15 protein-coding genes and 1 riboswitch are annotated in these 16,958 nt (G+C 57.1%); of the genes, 9 read left to right on the top strand and 6 right to left on the bottom strand.

Annotation, left to right across the window (positions count from 1 at the left end):
- Positions 1–302 precede the first annotated feature (302 nt).
- Both speE and speB read left to right on the top strand, forming a co-directional pair.
- Positions 303–1,130 carry a polyamine aminopropyltransferase gene (gene speE / locus DQX05_RS22610; RefSeq protein WP_087441078.1) on the top strand — a complete coding sequence of 276 codons (828 nt, stop codon included), beginning with the start codon at positions 303–305 and terminating at the stop codon, positions 1,128–1,130.
- Positions 1,131–1,166: 36 nt separating this feature from the next.
- Positions 1,167–2,036 carry an agmatinase gene (gene speB, locus DQX05_RS22605; protein WP_119795708.1) on the top strand — a complete coding sequence of 290 codons (870 nt, stop codon included), beginning with the start codon at positions 1,167–1,169 and terminating at the stop codon, positions 2,034–2,036.
- Between the two features lie 412 nt (positions 2,037–2,448).
- Here the strand turns inward: speB and DQX05_RS22600 are convergent, their stop codons facing one another.
- The 4 genes from DQX05_RS22600 to DQX05_RS22585 all read right to left on the bottom strand — a co-directional run bounded on the left by DQX05_RS22600 (position 2,449) and on the right by DQX05_RS22585 (position 5,662).
- On the bottom strand, positions 2,449–3,312 hold the full coding sequence (locus tag DQX05_RS22600; protein WP_119795707.1) for a LysR family transcriptional regulator: 864 nt from the start codon (positions 3,310–3,312) through the stop codon (positions 2,449–2,451).
- Positions 3,303–3,806 (bottom strand): nucleoside deaminase, encoded by a 504-nt coding sequence (locus DQX05_RS22595; RefSeq protein WP_119795743.1) that lies wholly within the window; start codon positions 3,804–3,806, stop codon positions 3,303–3,305. Before DQX05_RS22595 ends, DQX05_RS22600 begins: the two co-directional genes overlap by 10 nt.
- 29 nt (positions 3,807–3,835) lie before the next feature.
- Positions 3,836–5,056, bottom strand: coding sequence for an amidohydrolase (locus DQX05_RS22590; RefSeq protein WP_119795706.1), 1,221 nt, complete (start codon positions 5,054–5,056; stop codon positions 3,836–3,838).
- 72 nt (positions 5,057–5,128) lie between these two features.
- The gene (locus DQX05_RS22585; RefSeq protein WP_259392179.1) at positions 5,129–5,662 is read right to left on the bottom strand and encodes an ankyrin repeat domain-containing protein; all 534 of its coding nucleotides are present in this window, start codon (positions 5,660–5,662) and stop codon (positions 5,129–5,131) included.
- 600 nt (positions 5,663–6,262) lie between these two features.
- On the opposite strand from DQX05_RS22585, the gene DQX05_RS22580 reads away from it, so the two are divergent.
- The 6 genes from DQX05_RS22580 (at position 6,263) to tenA (ending at position 14,094) form a co-directional block, all read left to right on the top strand.
- Positions 6,263–6,754, top strand: a complete 492-nt coding sequence (locus tag DQX05_RS22580) for a YwiB family protein (RefSeq protein ID WP_119795704.1) — start codon at positions 6,263–6,265, stop codon at positions 6,752–6,754.
- A gap of 22 nt (positions 6,755–6,776) precedes the next feature.
- Complete coding sequence (gene argS / locus DQX05_RS22575) at positions 6,777–8,456, top strand: arginine--tRNA ligase (protein ID WP_119795703.1); 1,680 nt, start codon at positions 6,777–6,779, stop codon at positions 8,454–8,456.
- Between the two features lie 157 nt (positions 8,457–8,613).
- Positions 8,614–10,383, top strand: coding sequence for a sensor histidine kinase (locus DQX05_RS22570; protein ID WP_119795702.1), 1,770 nt, complete (start codon positions 8,614–8,616; stop codon positions 10,381–10,383).
- Positions 10,377–11,129: a LytR/AlgR family response regulator transcription factor gene (locus tag DQX05_RS22565; protein ID WP_119795701.1), complete on the top strand. Its 753-nt coding sequence runs from the start codon at positions 10,377–10,379 to the stop codon at positions 11,127–11,129. Before DQX05_RS22570 ends, DQX05_RS22565 begins: the two co-directional genes overlap by 7 nt.
- 126 nt (positions 11,130–11,255) lie before the next feature.
- Complete coding sequence (gene cstA, locus DQX05_RS22560) at positions 11,256–13,052, top strand: carbon starvation protein CstA (RefSeq protein WP_119795700.1); 1,797 nt, start codon at positions 11,256–11,258, stop codon at positions 13,050–13,052.
- 116 nt (positions 13,053–13,168) lie between these two features.
- Positions 13,169–13,273: riboswitch (TPP riboswitch) on the top strand.
- 128 nt (positions 13,274–13,401) lie between these two features.
- Entirely contained in the window at positions 13,402–14,094 is a 693-nt protein-coding gene (tenA, locus tag DQX05_RS22555; protein ID WP_119795742.1) for a thiaminase II, read from the top strand.
- Between the two features lie 94 nt (positions 14,095–14,188).
- Here tenA and DQX05_RS31045 read toward each other — a convergent pair whose 3' ends face one another.
- Together DQX05_RS31045 and DQX05_RS22550 are read right to left on the bottom strand one after the other, a co-directional pair.
- The gene (locus DQX05_RS31045) at positions 14,189–14,365 is read right to left on the bottom strand and encodes a hypothetical protein (RefSeq protein WP_182914875.1); all 177 of its coding nucleotides are present in this window, start codon (positions 14,363–14,365) and stop codon (positions 14,189–14,191) included.
- Positions 14,366–14,416: 51 nt separating this feature from the next.
- The gene (locus tag DQX05_RS22550; RefSeq protein WP_119795699.1) at positions 14,417–15,571 is read right to left on the bottom strand and encodes a S8 family peptidase; all 1,155 of its coding nucleotides are present in this window, start codon (positions 15,569–15,571) and stop codon (positions 14,417–14,419) included.
- Between the two features lie 387 nt (positions 15,572–15,958).
- Between DQX05_RS22550 and rpoE the strand changes: the two genes are divergently transcribed.
- Positions 15,959–16,504, top strand: a complete 546-nt coding sequence (gene rpoE, locus DQX05_RS22545) for a DNA-directed RNA polymerase subunit delta (RefSeq protein ID WP_119795698.1) — start codon at positions 15,959–15,961, stop codon at positions 16,502–16,504.
- The last annotated feature ends 454 nt before the right edge of the window (positions 16,505–16,958 follow it).

The raw sequence follows: 16,958 nt of genomic DNA, 5'->3' as shown, positions 1-16,958 counted from the left end.
AAAAATCGGCTGCCTCAGCGCAGCCGGGAGCAGGGCTTCTTCCGTATTCGGGGACACAGGAGACGGGGCAAAAAGGGGAGAATCGGATGTCCGATCGGCGCCGTGCCAGGATTGCTTGCCGGCTGTTTTTTTATTTTGCTAAGACGAGGTGACTCGCGTATAATACAATTGGTCTATTTATACACTGAGCAGCTTGGTGCGATATGTAGATGAAGTGTTACGAATGTACACATGGGAACCATTACGAGCATTTCGGCAGGGACCAACGATACCATTACCGATAAGAAAGAAGGTTGATTCCTATGGAATTGTGGTTTACAGAGAAGCAGACGGAGAGCTTTGGCATTACGGCGAAGATTCGCGAGACCTACGTGAATGAACAGACGCCGTTTCAGCATTTGGTCATGCTGGATACCGAAGAATTCGGACGAATGCTCGTATTGGACGGCATGGTAATGACTACGGTGAAGGATGAATTCGTCTACCATGAAATGGTGGCGCACCCGGCTCTCGCAACGCATCCCAATCCCAAGAAAGTGCTTGTCGTCGGCGGAGGAGACGGCGGAGTGATACGCGAGATTATGAAGCATCCTTCGGTGGAGAAGGCCGTTCTCGTCGATATCGACGGCAAAGTAATCGAATATTCGAAAAAATATCTTCCGGAAATCGCCTGCGAGCTGGATAACCCGCGGGTTGAAGTACAGGTGAATGACGGATATATGCATATATTGAACAGCAAGAACGAGTACGACGTCATTATGGTCGATTCTACCGAGCCGGTTGGTCCTGCAGCTCCATTGTTCGAACGCGGCTTCTATCAAGGCATCTACGATGCGTTGAAGGATGACGGTCTGTTCGTCGCACAGACGGACAATCCTTGGTTCAAGGCCGATCTGATTCAGAAGGTGAGCCGGGACGTGAAGGAGATTTTCCCGATCGTCCGCGTCTACGCAGCGAACATTCCGACCTATCCGAGCGGCATGTGGACGTTCACGATGGGCAGCAAGAAGCATGATCCGCTGAAGGTGGAGGAAGCGAGTATTCCGGAGATGGAGACGAAGTACTACTCGCCGCGTCTGCATCACGCCGCCTTCGTATTGCCGAAATTCGTCGAGGATCTCTGCAAGTAAGCCGTAAGGCAGGCTGCAGCGAGGAGGAGCATACCTATGAAATTGGATCAAAAATATTCGGGCAACGTGTTCATCTACAGTTCGGAAGATTATGAGAGCGCCAAGGCGGTCATTTACGGCATGCCGATGGATTACACGGTATCGTTCCGCCCGGGATCTCGCTTCGGCCCGGCCCGCGTCCGCGAGGCTTCAATCGGGCTGGAGGAGTACAGCCCCTATCTCGACAAGAGCATTGAGGAGCTGAACTATTTCGATGCCGGAGATCTGCTGCTGCCGTTCGGCAACGCGGCGAAGAGCCTGGACATCATCGGGGAGTTCGTAAGCAAGCTGCTGGCGGACGGCAAGTTCCCGGTCGGCTTGGGCGGCGAACATCTCGTCTCCTGGCCGGTTATCCAGGAAGTGTATAAGAAGTATCCGGATCTGGCGATTCTCCATATCGATGCGCATGCTGACCTGCGCGAGCAGTATGAAGGCGAGCCGCTGTCGCACTCGACCCCGATCCGCAAGGCGGCGGAATTGATGGGCGGCAAGAACATCTATCAATTCGGCATCCGTTCCGGCTCCCGCGAGGAGTGGACCTATGCCCGCGAGAACATCAACTTCCATCCGTTCGATGTGGCTGCGCCGCTCAAGAGCGTGCTGCCGGAGCTGGCAGGACGTCCGGTCTACGTCACGATCGACATCGACGTGCTCGATCCGAGCTGCGCGCCGGGCACTGGCACGGCGGAAGCGGGCGGCATCACGTCCAAGGAACTGCTTGAAGCGGTGCATCTCATCGCCCGTTCGGAGGCGAACATCGTCGGCTGCGACCTCGTGGAAGTCGCGCCGATCTATGACCCGACCGAGCAGACGCCGATTACGGCCAGCAAGATTATCCGCGAGATGCTGCTTGGCTTCGTGAAGTAGCATCGATCGCATCACGTTAATCCCCCTCCAGCATCTCTGCCGACGTTGGCGCGGTGAGGCGAATGGAGGGGGATTTTGGTCACAGAAGCGCTTTCCGTCCTTGATAAGGGCCGGTAAAGCGTTTCTTACTATTCACCGGTTTTTTTGCCCCACCAAGATATGAACGAAGCTCTCACTTGCATGGACAATGACGGGATTGGAATGAGGGGAAGAAAGGGTCGATATTGCGAAGGAGTTCTCCATTTCCAACGGGCACTTATGGAAATCTTGGACCAAAATGATGCAGGAGCAGGTGAAGGGGCATTTACGATGAGTTCTCATAGGAATGACGCGTTGCTTGAGTACTATGAAAATGTAAGAGCAAGTAAGACTGCCACTCACGGGCATTCACTCTTACTTGCTCCCAACCCCTTTATCGCGACACGATCTCGATGAACTTCAGCGCCGCTTGGGACAAATGATGCTCCTTCAGCCAGATTAGAGCCGAAGCGCCGCTAATCTCGGGAAGAGGGAATGCTTGAATGTTCTCCTCCGTCCAGCGGCCTTGTACGGACAGCGGCACGATGCTCATGCCGAAGCCGGTGGAGACGAGCTCCATCAATAACCAAATGTCGGAGCATTCCCCGAGGATGTGGGCTTCGAGACGTCGCTGGCGGAACGCATCCATAATCACCTGGTAGACTCCCAGCCCTTCCGTGCTGGGCAGCAGGAGCGGAGCGGAAGCTATGTCCTGCAGCGTCAGTTCCGGACGCGGGGGCTGGAAGGAACGGCCGGCCAGGAAATAGAACGGCTCTGCGGGAAAGGGGTGAACGCAGAACTCAGGCAGATCGAGCGGAAGCCGGATCAGGGCGAGTTCAATATCCCGTTCCTTCACCAGCTTGCACAGCTGGCGCGAGTCGTTCTGGTGAATCTTGTATCTCATGTCGGGACGGGACGCCCGGAAGGCGCGGAGCCAATCCGGCAGGCGGCGATCGGACAGCGTGTTGACGCCGATTTTAAGCGTCCCTTGTGTGCCGCCTCCAATATCCCGTACGATCTGCTCGGCTTCCTCCATCTGCTTCAATAACATTGCCGCGTGCCGATAGAGGGCTTGACCCGCCTCGGTCAGCTCCAGCCCTTTGCGGCTGCGGCAGATCAATTGCACCCCCAGCTCCCGTTCCAGCGCCTTCAGCTGCTGGCTGAGAGGCGGCTGAGCGATATGAAGCCGCCGGGCCGCCGCCGTAATGGTCCGTTCCTCCGCGATGGCGATGAAATAGCGAAGCTGCCTTACATCCATATCTGCTCCCCCTTGTCATTATCCGCTGTTCTCGTCGGCCTGGCGGCGCATCCAGGCGGTATACGGCGAGTCCGCTTCGGTGTCGCCCGCTGGGCCACGATCCGGAGCGTTCTCGCCTCCGCCGGCAGGGCGAGCTGCTTATACAGCCAGCTCATGCCCAGCCCGGCGACCTCGGCGTCCGCCTGGCCGTAGGCGTAATAGATGACGGGCAGCTTGGCCAGATAGGCTGCGCTCAGGCACATCGGGCATGGCTCGCCGCTGGCGTAAAGCACGCAGCCGGACAGATCGGGGGTACCCAGCTGCCGGCAGGCGTCGCGGATGGCGCGCATTTCCGCATGATCAGTCGGGTCATGGCTCGTCAGCACCTCATTTACGGCTGTGGCGATGACCTGGCCTTCGCGGACGAGGACTGCCCCGAATGGCTTCCCTCCCCGGAAGACGGTATGCTCGTAAGCCAGGCGGACGGCCTGTTCGATGAATGCCTGATGACTCATCGCTGGCCGTTCCTGTCGATGCGGGCCAATCATAGCGACCCCGCCACGATCCGGCCCTCGTGCAGCACGGCTTGTCGTATGCTCTTGCGGGCCACCGCCTCGGCGGAGCAGCTCGCGGTAACGAGCACGCCGCTTGCCGGAACGCCTGCCTTCGGCCAGACTTGCTGCCCATCCGGATTCAGCGGGGTAACTCCGCCGGTAATATAGCCGAGCGCCTGAGACAGCCCATGCTCATGCGAGTAACCGTACAGCTCCGCCAGCCGTCCCGCCTTCTCCAGCATATCGCCGGTGCCGAACGGCGACCAATGATCGGTCAGGCTGTCCGTGCCGAGCCCGACAGGAACGCCTCGTTCCTTCAGCATCGGCAGAGGCATGACGCGCCGCCCGATTGGTACGGTCGAATGGACCGCGATCCCGAGTGCGGCGAACCGGCCGGCCAGCTCTGCAGCTTCTTCCGATGAGGCGCTGGCGAAGGCGAAGGAATGGCTCACGGCGACGCGGCCCTGCCAGCCGGCATCCTCGGTGAGATCCGCCAGATGATGCAGAGTGGCCAAGCCATGCTCCCCGCCATCGTGGACATGAATGTCGATGCCCGTATTCGTCTCGACGGCAATGTCCATCAGCGTAGTGAGCGACTGCTGCATATCGCCATCCACCGAATGCGGATCGACCGAGCCGATGAGGCCTGCGCCGCTGCGGGCCGCCTGCCGGAGCAATCCGGCTACGTTGGAGCGGAGCAGCCCGTGTTGGGTGAATCCGACGATCTCATACGTGAGCATGCCGCGATAACCTTCCAGCACCTCCAGACACATCTCCAGATTACGAAGCTCGGAGACCGGGTCGATATTGACGTGAGCCCGGAGATGAGTGGAGCCGTGGCGCAGAATCAAGTCGAGAATTTGCGCCGCCCGCTCGCTGACATAGGGAGCTTGCTCTACCAGCAGGCGGCGCTCCTCCTCAATCCGCTCGAAGATGCTCGAGACCGGCCGGACCGCTTTCCATGGCCCGCCATAATAGGTTTTGTCCAGATGAATATGCATCTCGCGGAAGGGCGGCAGCAGGAGCAGTCCCTGCGCATCGATCCGCGGCAGCGGGTCAGCCGGAAGAGATGCCGCAGGACGAATCTCCTCCATGATTCCGTCCTTGACGCGGATATGGAACAAGGATGCCGAGGTGCCCGTAATGTGCCCCTCTTCCCTCGTGTAGCCGGTCTCTAACCGGACATGTGTCAGCCAGTATTCGCTATACATAAGAACCCTTCCTTTCATATTGAGGATATGGGGATGAACAGGATGCCGCAGGCTCCGGACGATGCGGGACCGTCATCGTGACGGCCGCTCCGGCTTGCCGGCTCGCGGAATCGCTTCGGCAAGGAGCTTCTCGATCTCGCGATAACGCCGCTTTGCGGCATGCTCGAGCGGAGTCACGCCATCCTTGTCCGCAATGCGGGGATCGGCTCCGTGATCGAGCAGTAGCTTGACGATGCGCTGGTGGGTGGACCCGCCGTCGCTTAGAATAATGGCTTCCAGCAGCGCGGTCCAACCTAAGTTATTGATATGATTGACATCCACATCCGAATGGGTCAGCAGCTCTTCAACGACAGCGATATGGCCGCGTTCCGCAGCCGGAATGAGCGCAGTGCCCCCGAAGCGGTTCGTCCGGTGGGTGTCGGCCCCCGCCTTCAGTAGCAGGCGGACCATGTCGAGAAGCCCTTCGGCGCCTGCGTGCAAGAGTGGGTTGTCGCAGCGCTGATCCTGCTTGTTCACGTCAGCTCCGAGATCAATCAGCGCACGGGCGGTGTCCGCATCCCGCCCGTTCACGGCAGCCAGAACGGCGGTGCGTCCGGAAGCGTCCAACCGGCCGATAAATCAGCCTAATCCTAGGATGTCATGGCAGGGAGCGCCAGACCCCACTGCCTGCGAAGATCGTATTGATGCCATCGTATCATTGGCACATCTATATGAAAAATATATATTTCATTCATTTTCGATATGTTTTCCATATATATAGGGTGCGCAAATCGAGCCCTTCACAACGCAAAAAGAAGCCGCCTATGAAGGCAACTCCACTTCTTTATCGAAGCCGGCGTTCCTGCCGGATCCCGCAAGCCAGTAGCGCTAGCGTTCAATATCAAGAAAAAGCGCATCTCCTTACGGAGAGAGCTGGCGAGGGAGTCTATATATGGCCCGTATCGGGAAGTGAATCAGGAATGAAGCTTGCGGTTCACTCCCTGTTCCATCCGCTGGCAGCCTGCCTCTTCCATATGACCGCAGCAGGTGTCACCACTTGGGATGCACCCGGAAGATGCGTAGGGAACAGACCGCATTGATGCCGGCTCGAACGCCTCCGCTGTGAAATAAGCCGTCTCATTCCATGTTGCAAAAGAAGCACGCATACCGGATAATGAAGTGATAAGATGAAGAGATGATGCACATCAGGGATTGAGGTTGAATCAGATGAGCAATGATCACACAGGAGCCGAGTGCGTCCGCATCGCCATAGAGAGCCGGCAGGATGGCGAGGTTACCGTTTTCTATGCGGATGGCCAGCTGTACCGGAAAGGCAGCAGCTTCTATCTGCTGTACAAGGAATCGGCTTCCGACACGGAGCGTCCGGTCGGGCCCGGGGCAGCCGGACATGCCGGGGGGGATCCGCTGGAGACCTCCGTCACCTTCAAAGCGGGCGAGCACGGCGGCAAGCTGATGCGCCGGGGCAGCGTGAACTCGGAGCTGTCCTTCGTCAAGGACGGGCGGGGCGGAGGCTACTATCAAGTAAGCGGCATGCGGTTCTCCGTCGTCACGGAGACATCGGACTGGAAGCCGCCCGTATACGAGCAGGATGAAGCCGGAAGGCTGCACGCCTGGACGGCGTCATGGTCCTATACGCTATATATGGAAGAAGAGCGAGCCGGTTATTTTCAACTACAGATACGGGCCGAGGCCCGCTGAAGCACTAGGAGGAGCAGGTTACATGAGCATGAGTGTAATGGAAAAAATGAACGAGTCTGTCAAAGCGGCGATCGAACAAGCTGTCGTCAAGGCTGGACTGGCAGAGCAATCGGAGCTTCCGGCCTTCGTCATCGAGGTGCCGAAGGATAAGTCGCACGGCGACCTGGCGACGAATGCGGCTATGCAGTTGACTCGCATTGCCAAGCGCAATCCGCGCCAGATCGCGGAGGCTATCGTGGAGAATCTGGATCTGTCGGCGGCTTCGATCCAGAGCGCGGAGATTGCAGGTCCGGGCTTCATCAATTTCCGGATGGACCGGTCCTATCTCCATGATGTTATCCGCGAAGTCAGCGAGCAGGGCGACAATTACGGACGGATCGGCATGGGCGCCGGACAGCGCATCCAGGTGGAGTTCGTCAGCGCCAATCCGACGGGGAGCCTTCACCTGGGCCATGCCCGCGGGGCGGCCGTCGGCGACGCGCTCTGCAATTTGCTTGATTTCGCCGGCTATGAGATGACGCGCGAGTATTACATTAATGATGCAGGCAATCAGGTCAACAATCTGGCGAAGTCGATCGAATGCCGGTACAAGCAGGCGCTCGGGCAGGAAGCGGAAATGCCGGAGGACGGCTATTACGGCGAAGATATCAAGGGCTTCGCGCAGGAGCTCATCGAGAAGGAAGGGGATCGGCTGCTGAACCTGGCGGATGCCGAGCGACTGACGTTTTTCCGCAGCTATGGCTTGGAGAAGGAGCTGGATAAGATCAAGCGCGATCTCGGACGCTTCGGCGTACCGTTCGACGTCTGGTTCAGCGAGACCTCGCTGTATGAGAACGGCGAAGTGATCAAGGCGCTGGATGCGTTGAAGGCGCGCGGCAAGGTGTATGAGCATGAAGGCGCGACATGGCTGCGCACGACTGAGTTCGGCGATGATAAAGATCGCGTGCTGATCAAAAATGACGGCTCATACACGTATTTGACGCCGGATGTGGCCTATCATATGGATAAGTATGATCGCGGGTACGATCAGATCATCAACATTTGGGGAGCGGACCATCACGGTTATATTCCGCGGATGAAGGCCGCCATGGAAGCGCTGGGCAACGATCCGGACAAGCTTATCGTGTTGATCGCCCAGATGGTCAGCCTGTATCAGGACGGTGAGAAGGTGAAAATGTCCAAGCGTACGGGCAAAGCCGTAACGATGCAGGATCTGATGGATGAAGTCGGCGTCGACGCCATTCGCTATTTCTTCACGATGCGTTCCATGGACTCGCATCTTGATTTCGACATGGATCTGGCGATCTCGACCTCCAATGAGAACCCGGTCTACTACGTGCAATATGCGCACGCGCGGATTTGCAGCATCTTCCGCCAAGCGGAGGAGCAGGGAATCGCCCTGAAGCCGCTGGCGGAGATTCATCTGGCGAAGCTGACCGCGGAGCATGAGTACGACCTGCTTCGCAAGATGGGCGAGCTGCCGGAAGAGATTGCAGTCGCCGCGCGCGATTATGCGCCGCACCGCCTCATCCGCTACGTCTATGAATTGGCGTCTCTCTTCCACAGCTACTACAAGGCGGAGCGCGTTATTACCGAGGATGCGGAGCAGACCCAGGCCCGCCTGGCCTTGCTGGGCGCAGTGCGCACCGTGCTGGCCAATGTGCTCCGTCTGGTCGGCGTATCCGCTCCGGAACGGATGTAAGGCAGCGACGAAGACGAATAGTAACACGCGATTGAGCCGGTTCCCGCCTGTCGGGCCCGGCTTTTCTGCCGTGCGTGGAATAGCATGATTCTCCATCGTCTATTTCCGGTTCTCAGGTATAATAGAAGCACAATCATCATAAGAGAAGGTGAGGCCCATGGTTCACCTGCTTCCGTTAATGCTGGAGCGGGTCGGTATATTGCTGATTATCGCGTTTGTGCTGTCACGGATGAAGTCGTTCCGGCAGATTATTCAGAACGAGCATGGCATTGCCGCGAAGCTGATGCTGATCGTCGTCTTCGGCGCATTCGGAATTGTAAGCAATTACACCGCCGTCCAGATTCATGACAATCTCATTTCGACCCAGGCGTGGAGCGCCGGCGTCGATGGTGACAGCGCGCTCGCCAATACGCGCATTATGGGGGTGGCCATCGGCGGGCTGCTCGGCGGGCCTCTGGTCGGGACAGGCGTCGGCCTGCTCGCGGGGATTCACCGGCTGATGCTTGGTGGATACACCGCCTTCGCCTGCGGTATCTCGACGATAATGGCTGGCATAGTCACCGGCCTGATCGGTAAGCGCTTCCGCATTCAGAACCGTTATGCCGCTTGGCATGCAGCCCTCATCGGCATATTAATGGAGGGGGCGCAGATGGGCATTATTTTGTTGGCGGCCGAGCCTTGGAGCCATGCGCTGGAGCTGGTCAAAATGATCAGCGTGCCCATGATTGTCGTCAACGGCTTCGGCACGCTGCTCTTCATGCTGATTATCCAGTCGATTTTTCAGGAAGAGGAACGGACCCGCGCTTTGCAGACCCATCAGGCGCTCTACATCGCGGATCAGACGCTGCCTTATTTCCGCCAAGGGTTGAACGCCCATTCCTGCCGGGAAGCGGCTCTAATTATCTTGAAGGAGACGAATGCGGACGCCATCTCGATCACGAATGAGCATCAGATACTGGCTCATGTCGGGGCAGGGTCTGATCATCATGTGCCGCTCCAGCCGATCTCGACCCAGCTTACGCAGACGGTGATGAAGGAAGGGCGGATTCATATGGCGAAATCGCGAGAGGAAATCCACTGCCTCAATACAGACTGTGTCCTGCAGGCGGCCCTCGTGCTGCCGCTCAAGGTGCATCACCGGACCGTAGGCACCTTGAAGCTGTATTTCGCCCGCTCCACGCAGCTCGATCAGGTCGAGCAGGAGCTGGGGGAAGGGCTAAGCAAGCTTTTCTCCACCCAACTGGAGCTAGCCGAGGCGGAGCTGCAGAGCAAGCTGCTCCGCGATGCGGAGATTAAGGCGCTTCAGGCCCAGATTCATCCGCATTTTCTTTTCAATGCATTCAACACGATCTCGGTGCTGTGCCGGACCGATCCGGAGAAGGCCCGCGATCTGCTGCAGCAGCTCAGCATCTTCTTCCGCAGCAATCTGCAGGGCGCACGGACGATGCTCATCCCGCTGCACAAAGAATTGGAGCATGTGGAAGCGTATTTGTCCTTGGAGCAGGCGCGCTTTCCGGACAAGTATACTGTCTCGACCGATATCGATCCGGAGCTGGAGGATGTGCTCGTGCCGCCGTTCACGCTGCAGCCTCTCGTCGAGAATGCCGTGCGGCATGCCTTCCCTCGTGGCGCGGCTCCGCCCTGCGGGAGCGTGACCCTGCAAGCGTACCGGGAAGGCGAACAGATGATTCTGCTGACACGGGACAACGGACAGGGCATATCGAAGGATATCCAGGGGACGCTCGGCAAGCAGGCCGTCGATTCCGCGGAGGGCACCGGAACGGCGCTGTACAACATCCGGAAGCGAATGGCCGAGATATACGGCAAGCAGGCCTCTTTCCGGATAGACAGCGAGCCTGGATATGGGACGACGGTAATGATTGCCGTGCCGATTCAGTTCCATGAATGGAGGGAAGCGTCATGCTGAAAGCCTTTGTCGTCGATGACGAGCCGTTGGCAAGAGATGAGCTGATTTATTTGCTGAGAAGGACGAGGCAGGTGGAGGTTGTCGGCGAAGCGGACACGTTGGAGGATGCCTTGGCGGGAGTGGCTGTGGTGCAGCCGGATGTGGTCTTCCTCGATATTGAGCTGCAGGAAGAGAGCGGGCTCGATATCGCCGGCCGGCTCCGGGAGCTGGAAGCACCGCCTGATGTCGTGTTCGCTACCGCGTATGATGAATTTGCGCTGAAGGCGTTCGAGCTGAACGCCGCCGACTATATATTGAAGCCGTTCGACGAGCAGCGGGTGCAGCAGACGATCCGCAAGCTGCTGCGCCTCCATGAGCGGGAGAGCTTGCCGCCTTCGGCACCAGCCGCCGCCCGGGCCGGGATGGCGGAGAGGGAGCGGCAGGAGCGTCTGGCCATCACGGTCGACGAACGAATCATCGTGCTGCATGTCGGCGATATCGTCTACCTCGGATTCGAAGAGGGGAAGACGGTCATTGCGACGACCGAGCGGAAGTATAAGGTTGGGGAATCACTGACCCAGCTGGAGCGGAAGCTGAATCATCCTTCCATCGTCCGCGTGCACCGGGCGTTTCTCGTCCATCTGGATCGCATCGTAGAGATTCAGCCGTGGTTCCATTCGACCTTCCATCTTCAGATGCAGGATGGATCCCGCATTCCGGTCAGCCGCACCTATATGAAGGAGTTGAAGCAGCTGCTCGGTATGTAATCGTTTGCATTTCGAAGGTTCCTTTTTGCAGTTGAAGCGGCATCTATCGCATTCTGTCATGAAAACGAAGCTGAGAAGCTTTCATATTGTATGATGACTCCAATACGAATGCAGGGAGTGGTTCACATGAATGCGGTAACGATTGTGATTGGATCGATATGTATCCTGATGATCGCATACCGGCTGTATGGAACGTTCATGGCGGCCAAGGTGCTGAAGCTCGACGATTCCAAGCCGACCCCGGCCCATGAACTGAATGACGGCAAAGATTATGTCCCCACCAACAAATGGGTCACCTTCGGTCATCATTTCGCCGCGATCGCGGCGGCAGGGCCGCTCGTCGGGCCGATACTGGCGGCGCAGTTCGGATACCTGCCCGGCCTGCTGTGGCTGCTTATCGGCGCGGTCATCGGCGGCGCGGTGCATGATGCCGTCGTCTTATTCGCCTCGATGCGCAAGCAGGGCAAGTCGCTCTCCGAGGTCGCGAAGGACGAGCTCGGTCCGGTAGCCGGCTTCTGTACTGGCCTGGCCATGCTCTTCATCATTACAATTACGATGGCCGGGCTCTCGATGGTCGTGCTCCACGCATTGGAGCATAACCCATGGGGCACCTTCGCCGTCGGGATTACGATTCCGATCGCGATGGGCGTCGGCTTGTTCTACAAGAAGACGGGGAATCTGAAGCTTGCGTCCACCGTCGGCTTCATTCTGCTCATGGCCGGTGTATTTCTCGGACCCCAGATCCAAGGCACCGTCCTAGGAGACTGGCTGACGCTGGACTCAAGTACGCTGGCGATCCTGCTGCCCATCTATGCGTTCTTCGCTGCCGCCTTGCCCGTCTGGCTGCTGCTGGCGCCGCGGGACTACCTGAGCAGCTTCATGAAGATCGGCGTCTTCATCGCCCTTATCCTCGGCGTCTTCATTATTAATCCGGCAATCCCGTTCCCGGCCGTCACAGAGTTCGTGAATGGAGGCGGCCCGATACTGGCCGGTCCGGTCTGGCCGTTCATCTCGATCACGATTGCCTGCGGAGCCATCTCCGGCTTCCACGCCTTCGTCGGCTCGGGCACGACGCCGAAGATGATCAACCGCTGGAGCGACATCAAGGTGGTCGGCTTCGGCGCGATGCTTGTCGAATCGCTGGTTGGAATTATGGCGCTTATTGCGGCGGCGGCGCTTCAACCGGCTGACTATTTCGCAATTAATTCAACGCCGGAAGTGTTCAAGACGCTCGGGATGTCGACCGTGCATCTGCCGGAGCTGGCGCAGCAGATCGGCCTTGATCTGGAAGGACGGACAGGCGGAGCCGTTACCTTGGCCGTTGGGATGACGTACATTTTTACCAAGATACCGTGGTTCAGCCACTTGTCGTCCTACTTCTTCCAGTTCGTCATTATGTTCGAGGCGGTGTTCATTCTGACGGCAATTGATGCCGGCACACGGGTGGCTCGCTATCTGATTCAGGACTTCTTCGGCGACATCTATAAGCCGCTGAAGCAGGTGGACTGGGTACCGGGCTCCATCTTCGCTAGCGCCTTGGCTTGTCTCATGTGGGGATACTTGCTCTACTCGGGAGATATCGGCTCGGTCTGGGCGCTCTTCGGAGTCTCCAACCAGCTGATGGCCTCGATCGGACTTATTATTGGCGCGACAGTTATTCTGAAGATAGCGGATAAGCGGAGGTATATGCTGACCTGCCTCATCCCGCTCGCATATTTGTTCGTCACGGTTAACTATGCGGGCTACTGGATGGTCAAGAACGTGTATCTTAACCCGGCAGCTTCCGGGTATAGCGTATTGAACGCCACACTGTCCATCATTATGCTGGTGCTCGGCATCATCATCATGGTATCGGCGATCAAGAAGTGGCTTGAACTGTGGAACGGGCCGCGGGCGAATCTCGAACCGCTTAGCATGACATGAACGGTATAGGAGCGCTTGTCCGGCAGACGCTTCGGCGCGCAGGCATAAATCAGTAAGAATAGTTTGACAAGATTGGCAATCACAGCTAAAGTAGGACATGATAAGGAACTTTATACGAAATCCGCTAGGGGAGCCGTGCAAGGCGGCTGAGACAAGACATGCTTGGACCCTTTGAACCTGATCCGGTTAATACCGGCGTAGGAAAGTGGAGACGGCCTTCACAGGTTCGAATTCATGCTCTTTTTATGAAGACTTGGCGAAGCCGCTCCATTTCGGGGCGGCTTTTTTGTATGGCCGCGCCGGCGCCCCTGGTTTGGATTTCCTCAAAAATGTGGCGGAGGTGCTGACTATGGCATGCTTTACCGAAGAACTCCGGCGTACGGCGGATCCGATTTTTACGGCGATTTTTGCCCATCCTTTCGTTCGGGGCATCGCGGAAGGAACGTTAGCGAAGGAACAGCTTATTCACTATGTCAAGCAAGATTTTGAATACTTGAACGCCTTTATTCGGGTATACGGGATTGCGATCTCCAAATGCGACCACCGCGCCGCGATGGCTCTTTTTAACGAGCAAATTTCATTTATTTTGGACAGCGAGACCCATCCGCATCAAAATTTTTGCGACGTCGCCGGCGTGACGTACGAAGAGCTGCAGGGCTATGCCTTGGCCCCTTCAGCAAATCACTATGTCAACCATATGCTAACGGTCGCCCATGGGGGAACGCGGGAAGATATCGTGGCGGCATTGCTGCCCTGCCCGTGGACGTACACGGAAATCGGCCGCAAGCTGCTGGAGGAAGTGAAGCCGGATCCATCCCATCCGTTCTATGAATGGATGCATTTTTATGGAGAGCGGGAGAGCGGGATTACGATGCAGCTGCGCCGACTGCTAGATGAGTGGGCAGAGTCTTTACCCGCGGCGCGCAAGCAGCGGCTGGAGGAGCATTTTGTGACCAGCTGCCAGTTGGAATATCTGTTCTGGGATATGGCCTATACGATAGAGGACTGGCCGGCGCCGATTGCGGAAGCAGCACGGGCGTGAATCCAAGCTGGGCGGCCGCTTCTCGCAACAGTAAGGAACGGCTGCCCCTCGCTCATCATATGACGAATACGGTCGTGACCAACGGGAAGAAGATTCATGTAATGACAAGCAGAACAAAAATATCCCGCAGGCTCGTTAGTATGTCTCCCGCCTGGAACAGGAACAGCCTCTCCGGGAGCAGTTGCTCGCGCGCTTTATCTCCAGGGGGCGGCGCACGCCTGCTCGGCAGCCCATCAGGCCAGTTCGCGGCAATTGTATGCGCATGGCCCATCCAAGGCCGCTCGCTTCCAGCAACGTCCAAGGATAAGGCATAGGCGATGGGCTACAGCCGCTCGGCTTCCTTCAGCAGGCGGACAACGTCTACCTCTCCGGGCACCTTGGCCTGGACGTTCCGGGTCTTGCGGCTGCGGATCGGATTCGCCGTCCGCCGGAGCAAGGCCTTGATCTCGCCCGGCTTCAAGCGCGGACGCACGGCCAGCAGCAGCGCGATCGCACCGCTGATGTGCGAGGTCGCCATCGAGGTGCCGCTCATCTCATGGTATTGGCCCTTAATCCAGGAGGATACGATCTTCTCGCCGGGAGCGTAAATGTCCACGAATTGTCCCCGATTGCTGAACGGCGCAATCCGCCGGAAGCGGTCGGTCGCCCCGACCGAGATCGTCTGGGAATAGCGGGCCGGGTAATCGACAGACTTCCGCTTCGCGTCGTTCCCGGATGAAGCGACGACGGTGACCCCGGATTGATAGGCCTGGGTCACCGCTTGCAGCAGCGACTTGCTGCGGGATTTCATACCGAAGCTCATATTGATGATGTGCATCCCGTTGCGGACGCACCATTCAATGCCATTGATAATATCAGACACATAAGCAGCACCGTTCTCATCAAATGATTTTACGGGATGGATCAGGGCGCGGGGAGCCACGCCGATAATGCCGTACATTTGATTGGCCGCAGCTATCGTGCCCGCAATATGGGTGCCATGACCATTGTCATCATAAGGCGGCATGCCGCGGTGAACGAAGTTGACTCCGCGCATCAGTGACTGGCGGAGATCGGGATGGCGGTAATCGGCGCCGGTGTCAATCACGCCGATATGTACGCGGTGCCCGGTGGTGGATCCCCATGCCTGCGGAGCCTTGATCTGCCGTACGCCCCACGGAATGCCCCGCTCCCAGGAGACCGGCCTGTGAGAAGCGGCTTGAATCGCGATCAACGCGTCGTCCTCTATCGTGAACTCGTTCGGATACCGTGACAGCAGCTGTGCGACCGATTCAGGAACCGGACAGCTCCAGGCGCGGATGAGCGGAAGTTCGCGGATATGCTGGAGCTCGGGCCGATTCCGGCGAAGCCTGCGGAGCGCCTGACTGAATGCAACGAACCGTTCCGGCTGGTGGAAGCGAATCAACTGCTTCGCCGCAGGGCGTCCGCTTAAGGACATCTGTTGAAGCAACATGTGCAATAAGGCCGTCATATCCAATGTCGAGTCCCTCCCGACAATTCCTTGTGGGGTATCGTATGCCAAGGGGAAGATGGTGGACTGGGGTAGCTGCCTTTTTTGCGAAAGTTAGGCCTTCTTCCGTGTCAAAAGGCGGCTGCAGACATAGGATGAAGAAGAGCCGGCGAGGGGCTTTGCACACGGTAGACGAGGTGTAAACCTGTCTGTGGTGCGGATACAGTCGAACGCGAAGGGATGCCCTTCGCGTTTCTTTATTCCATTTACGGCAGGGGAAGTGGACAGACATGTGGCATTTTTTTGTCCGCGTCGGATAAACTTGCTTTTTCATGGAAAATCGGTTTTACTTAGGTGTGAAACTGGATATGATCGTAACTATCCGTTTGAACCTTTGAGAGAGGATGTGTCCTTATGAGCACCCCGTTGGAATTGAAGTTAGATCCCGACAAAGTGCAAGAAATGCCGATGGTGGATATTGCTTTCCTCGTACTGAAAGCAGCCAACACGCCTTTCTACTACCGTGATCTGATGAATGAAGTTGCGAAGCTTCGCGGACTTAGCGAAGAGCAAATTAATGATGTCATTGCACAGTTATATACGGAAATCAACATTGATGGCCGCTTCGCGTGCGTAGGGAACAATCTCTGGGGCTTGAAGCGCTGGTATCCTGTCGATCGCTCGGAAGAGTCGATGGGCACGAAGCGTCCTCGCATCATTAATGATGACGACGATGATCTGGAGGATGACGATATCTTCGTCGAAGAGGACGACAGCTACAACAATGAGGAAGACTTCGGCTTCGTGGACGAAGAGAGCGAAGACGATGAAGAAATGTTTGTGGATGAAGAAGAAGAGGCCGAAGTAGAAGAGGAAGTCATGATCGATGAGGAAGAGATCGATGAAGACAACCCTGACGAGGAAGAAGAGCCGGATATGGACGAGGATAAAGATCGGTAATCGGAATCCGCTCCTATGGCTGTGACGGACCGTTTGCTTATGATTCCCGAGCGATCTCCCTGGAGGCGCTTCGGCGGGAAGATAAGCAAACGGTTTTTTAATGGAACCGCTCTCTCGCGCGGCTTGTCATGCTTCTTGTCCCGCTTGCCGGAGCTGGCCGCTGCCGCCTGGAAGCGGCGGAAATCCCCTCCTACCGATGGGTGTAACTGGATCGGGACGGCACCCTGATCAATTAGCTGGAAAATCCGTAAACGTTCCCTTGACACGGCATGTCCTACAGAGTAAACTAGCATATGGGCTTTTGATTTGTTTGTAATTGAATAGGTTGTTTGACGCTAAAAGATGAAAGTGCCCCGTGACACTACGGGAGTCACTTTTTTATTTTTTATTGACATTTTTTCATCAATTTTTCTCGTGCAAATGGGTTACGATAACATCAGGCAGTATGTGATTT

Source organism: Paenibacillus thiaminolyticus, assembly GCF_003591545.1.
GTDB lineage: Bacteria > Bacillota > Bacilli > Paenibacillales > Paenibacillaceae > Paenibacillus_B > Paenibacillus_B thiaminolyticus_A.
This window is presented reverse-complemented; position numbering and strand designations above follow the sequence as displayed.

Coding starts and splice junctions, on each gene's coding strand:
- speE (WP_087441078.1), top strand. CDS start 303: ATGGAATTGTGGTTTACAGAGAAGCAGACGGAGAGCTTTGGCATTACG.
- rpoE (WP_119795698.1), top strand. CDS start 15,959: ATGAGCACCCCGTTGGAATTGAAGTTAGATCCCGACAAAGTGCAAGAA.
- DQX05_RS22595 (WP_119795743.1), bottom strand. CDS start 3,806: ATGAGTCATCAGGCATTCATCGAACAGGCCGTCCGCCTGGCTTACGAG.
- DQX05_RS22600 (WP_119795707.1), bottom strand. CDS start 3,312: ATGGATGTAAGGCAGCTTCGCTATTTCATCGCCATCGCGGAGGAACGG.
- DQX05_RS22565 (WP_119795701.1), top strand. CDS start 10,377: ATGCTGAAAGCCTTTGTCGTCGATGACGAGCCGTTGGCAAGAGATGAG.
- tenA (WP_119795742.1), top strand. CDS start 13,402: ATGGCATGCTTTACCGAAGAACTCCGGCGTACGGCGGATCCGATTTTT.
- DQX05_RS22570 (WP_119795702.1), top strand. CDS start 8,614: ATGGTTCACCTGCTTCCGTTAATGCTGGAGCGGGTCGGTATATTGCTG.
- cstA (WP_119795700.1), top strand. CDS start 11,256: ATGAATGCGGTAACGATTGTGATTGGATCGATATGTATCCTGATGATC.
- DQX05_RS22580 (WP_119795704.1), top strand. CDS start 6,263: ATGAGCAATGATCACACAGGAGCCGAGTGCGTCCGCATCGCCATAGAG.
- DQX05_RS31045 (WP_182914875.1), bottom strand. CDS start 14,365: ATGGGCCATGCGCATACAATTGCCGCGAACTGGCCTGATGGGCTGCCG.
- argS (WP_119795703.1), top strand. CDS start 6,777: ATGAGCATGAGTGTAATGGAAAAAATGAACGAGTCTGTCAAAGCGGCG.
- DQX05_RS22590 (WP_119795706.1), bottom strand. CDS start 5,056: ATGTATAGCGAATACTGGCTGACACATGTCCGGTTAGAGACCGGCTAC.
- speB (WP_119795708.1), top strand. CDS start 1,167: ATGAAATTGGATCAAAAATATTCGGGCAACGTGTTCATCTACAGTTCG.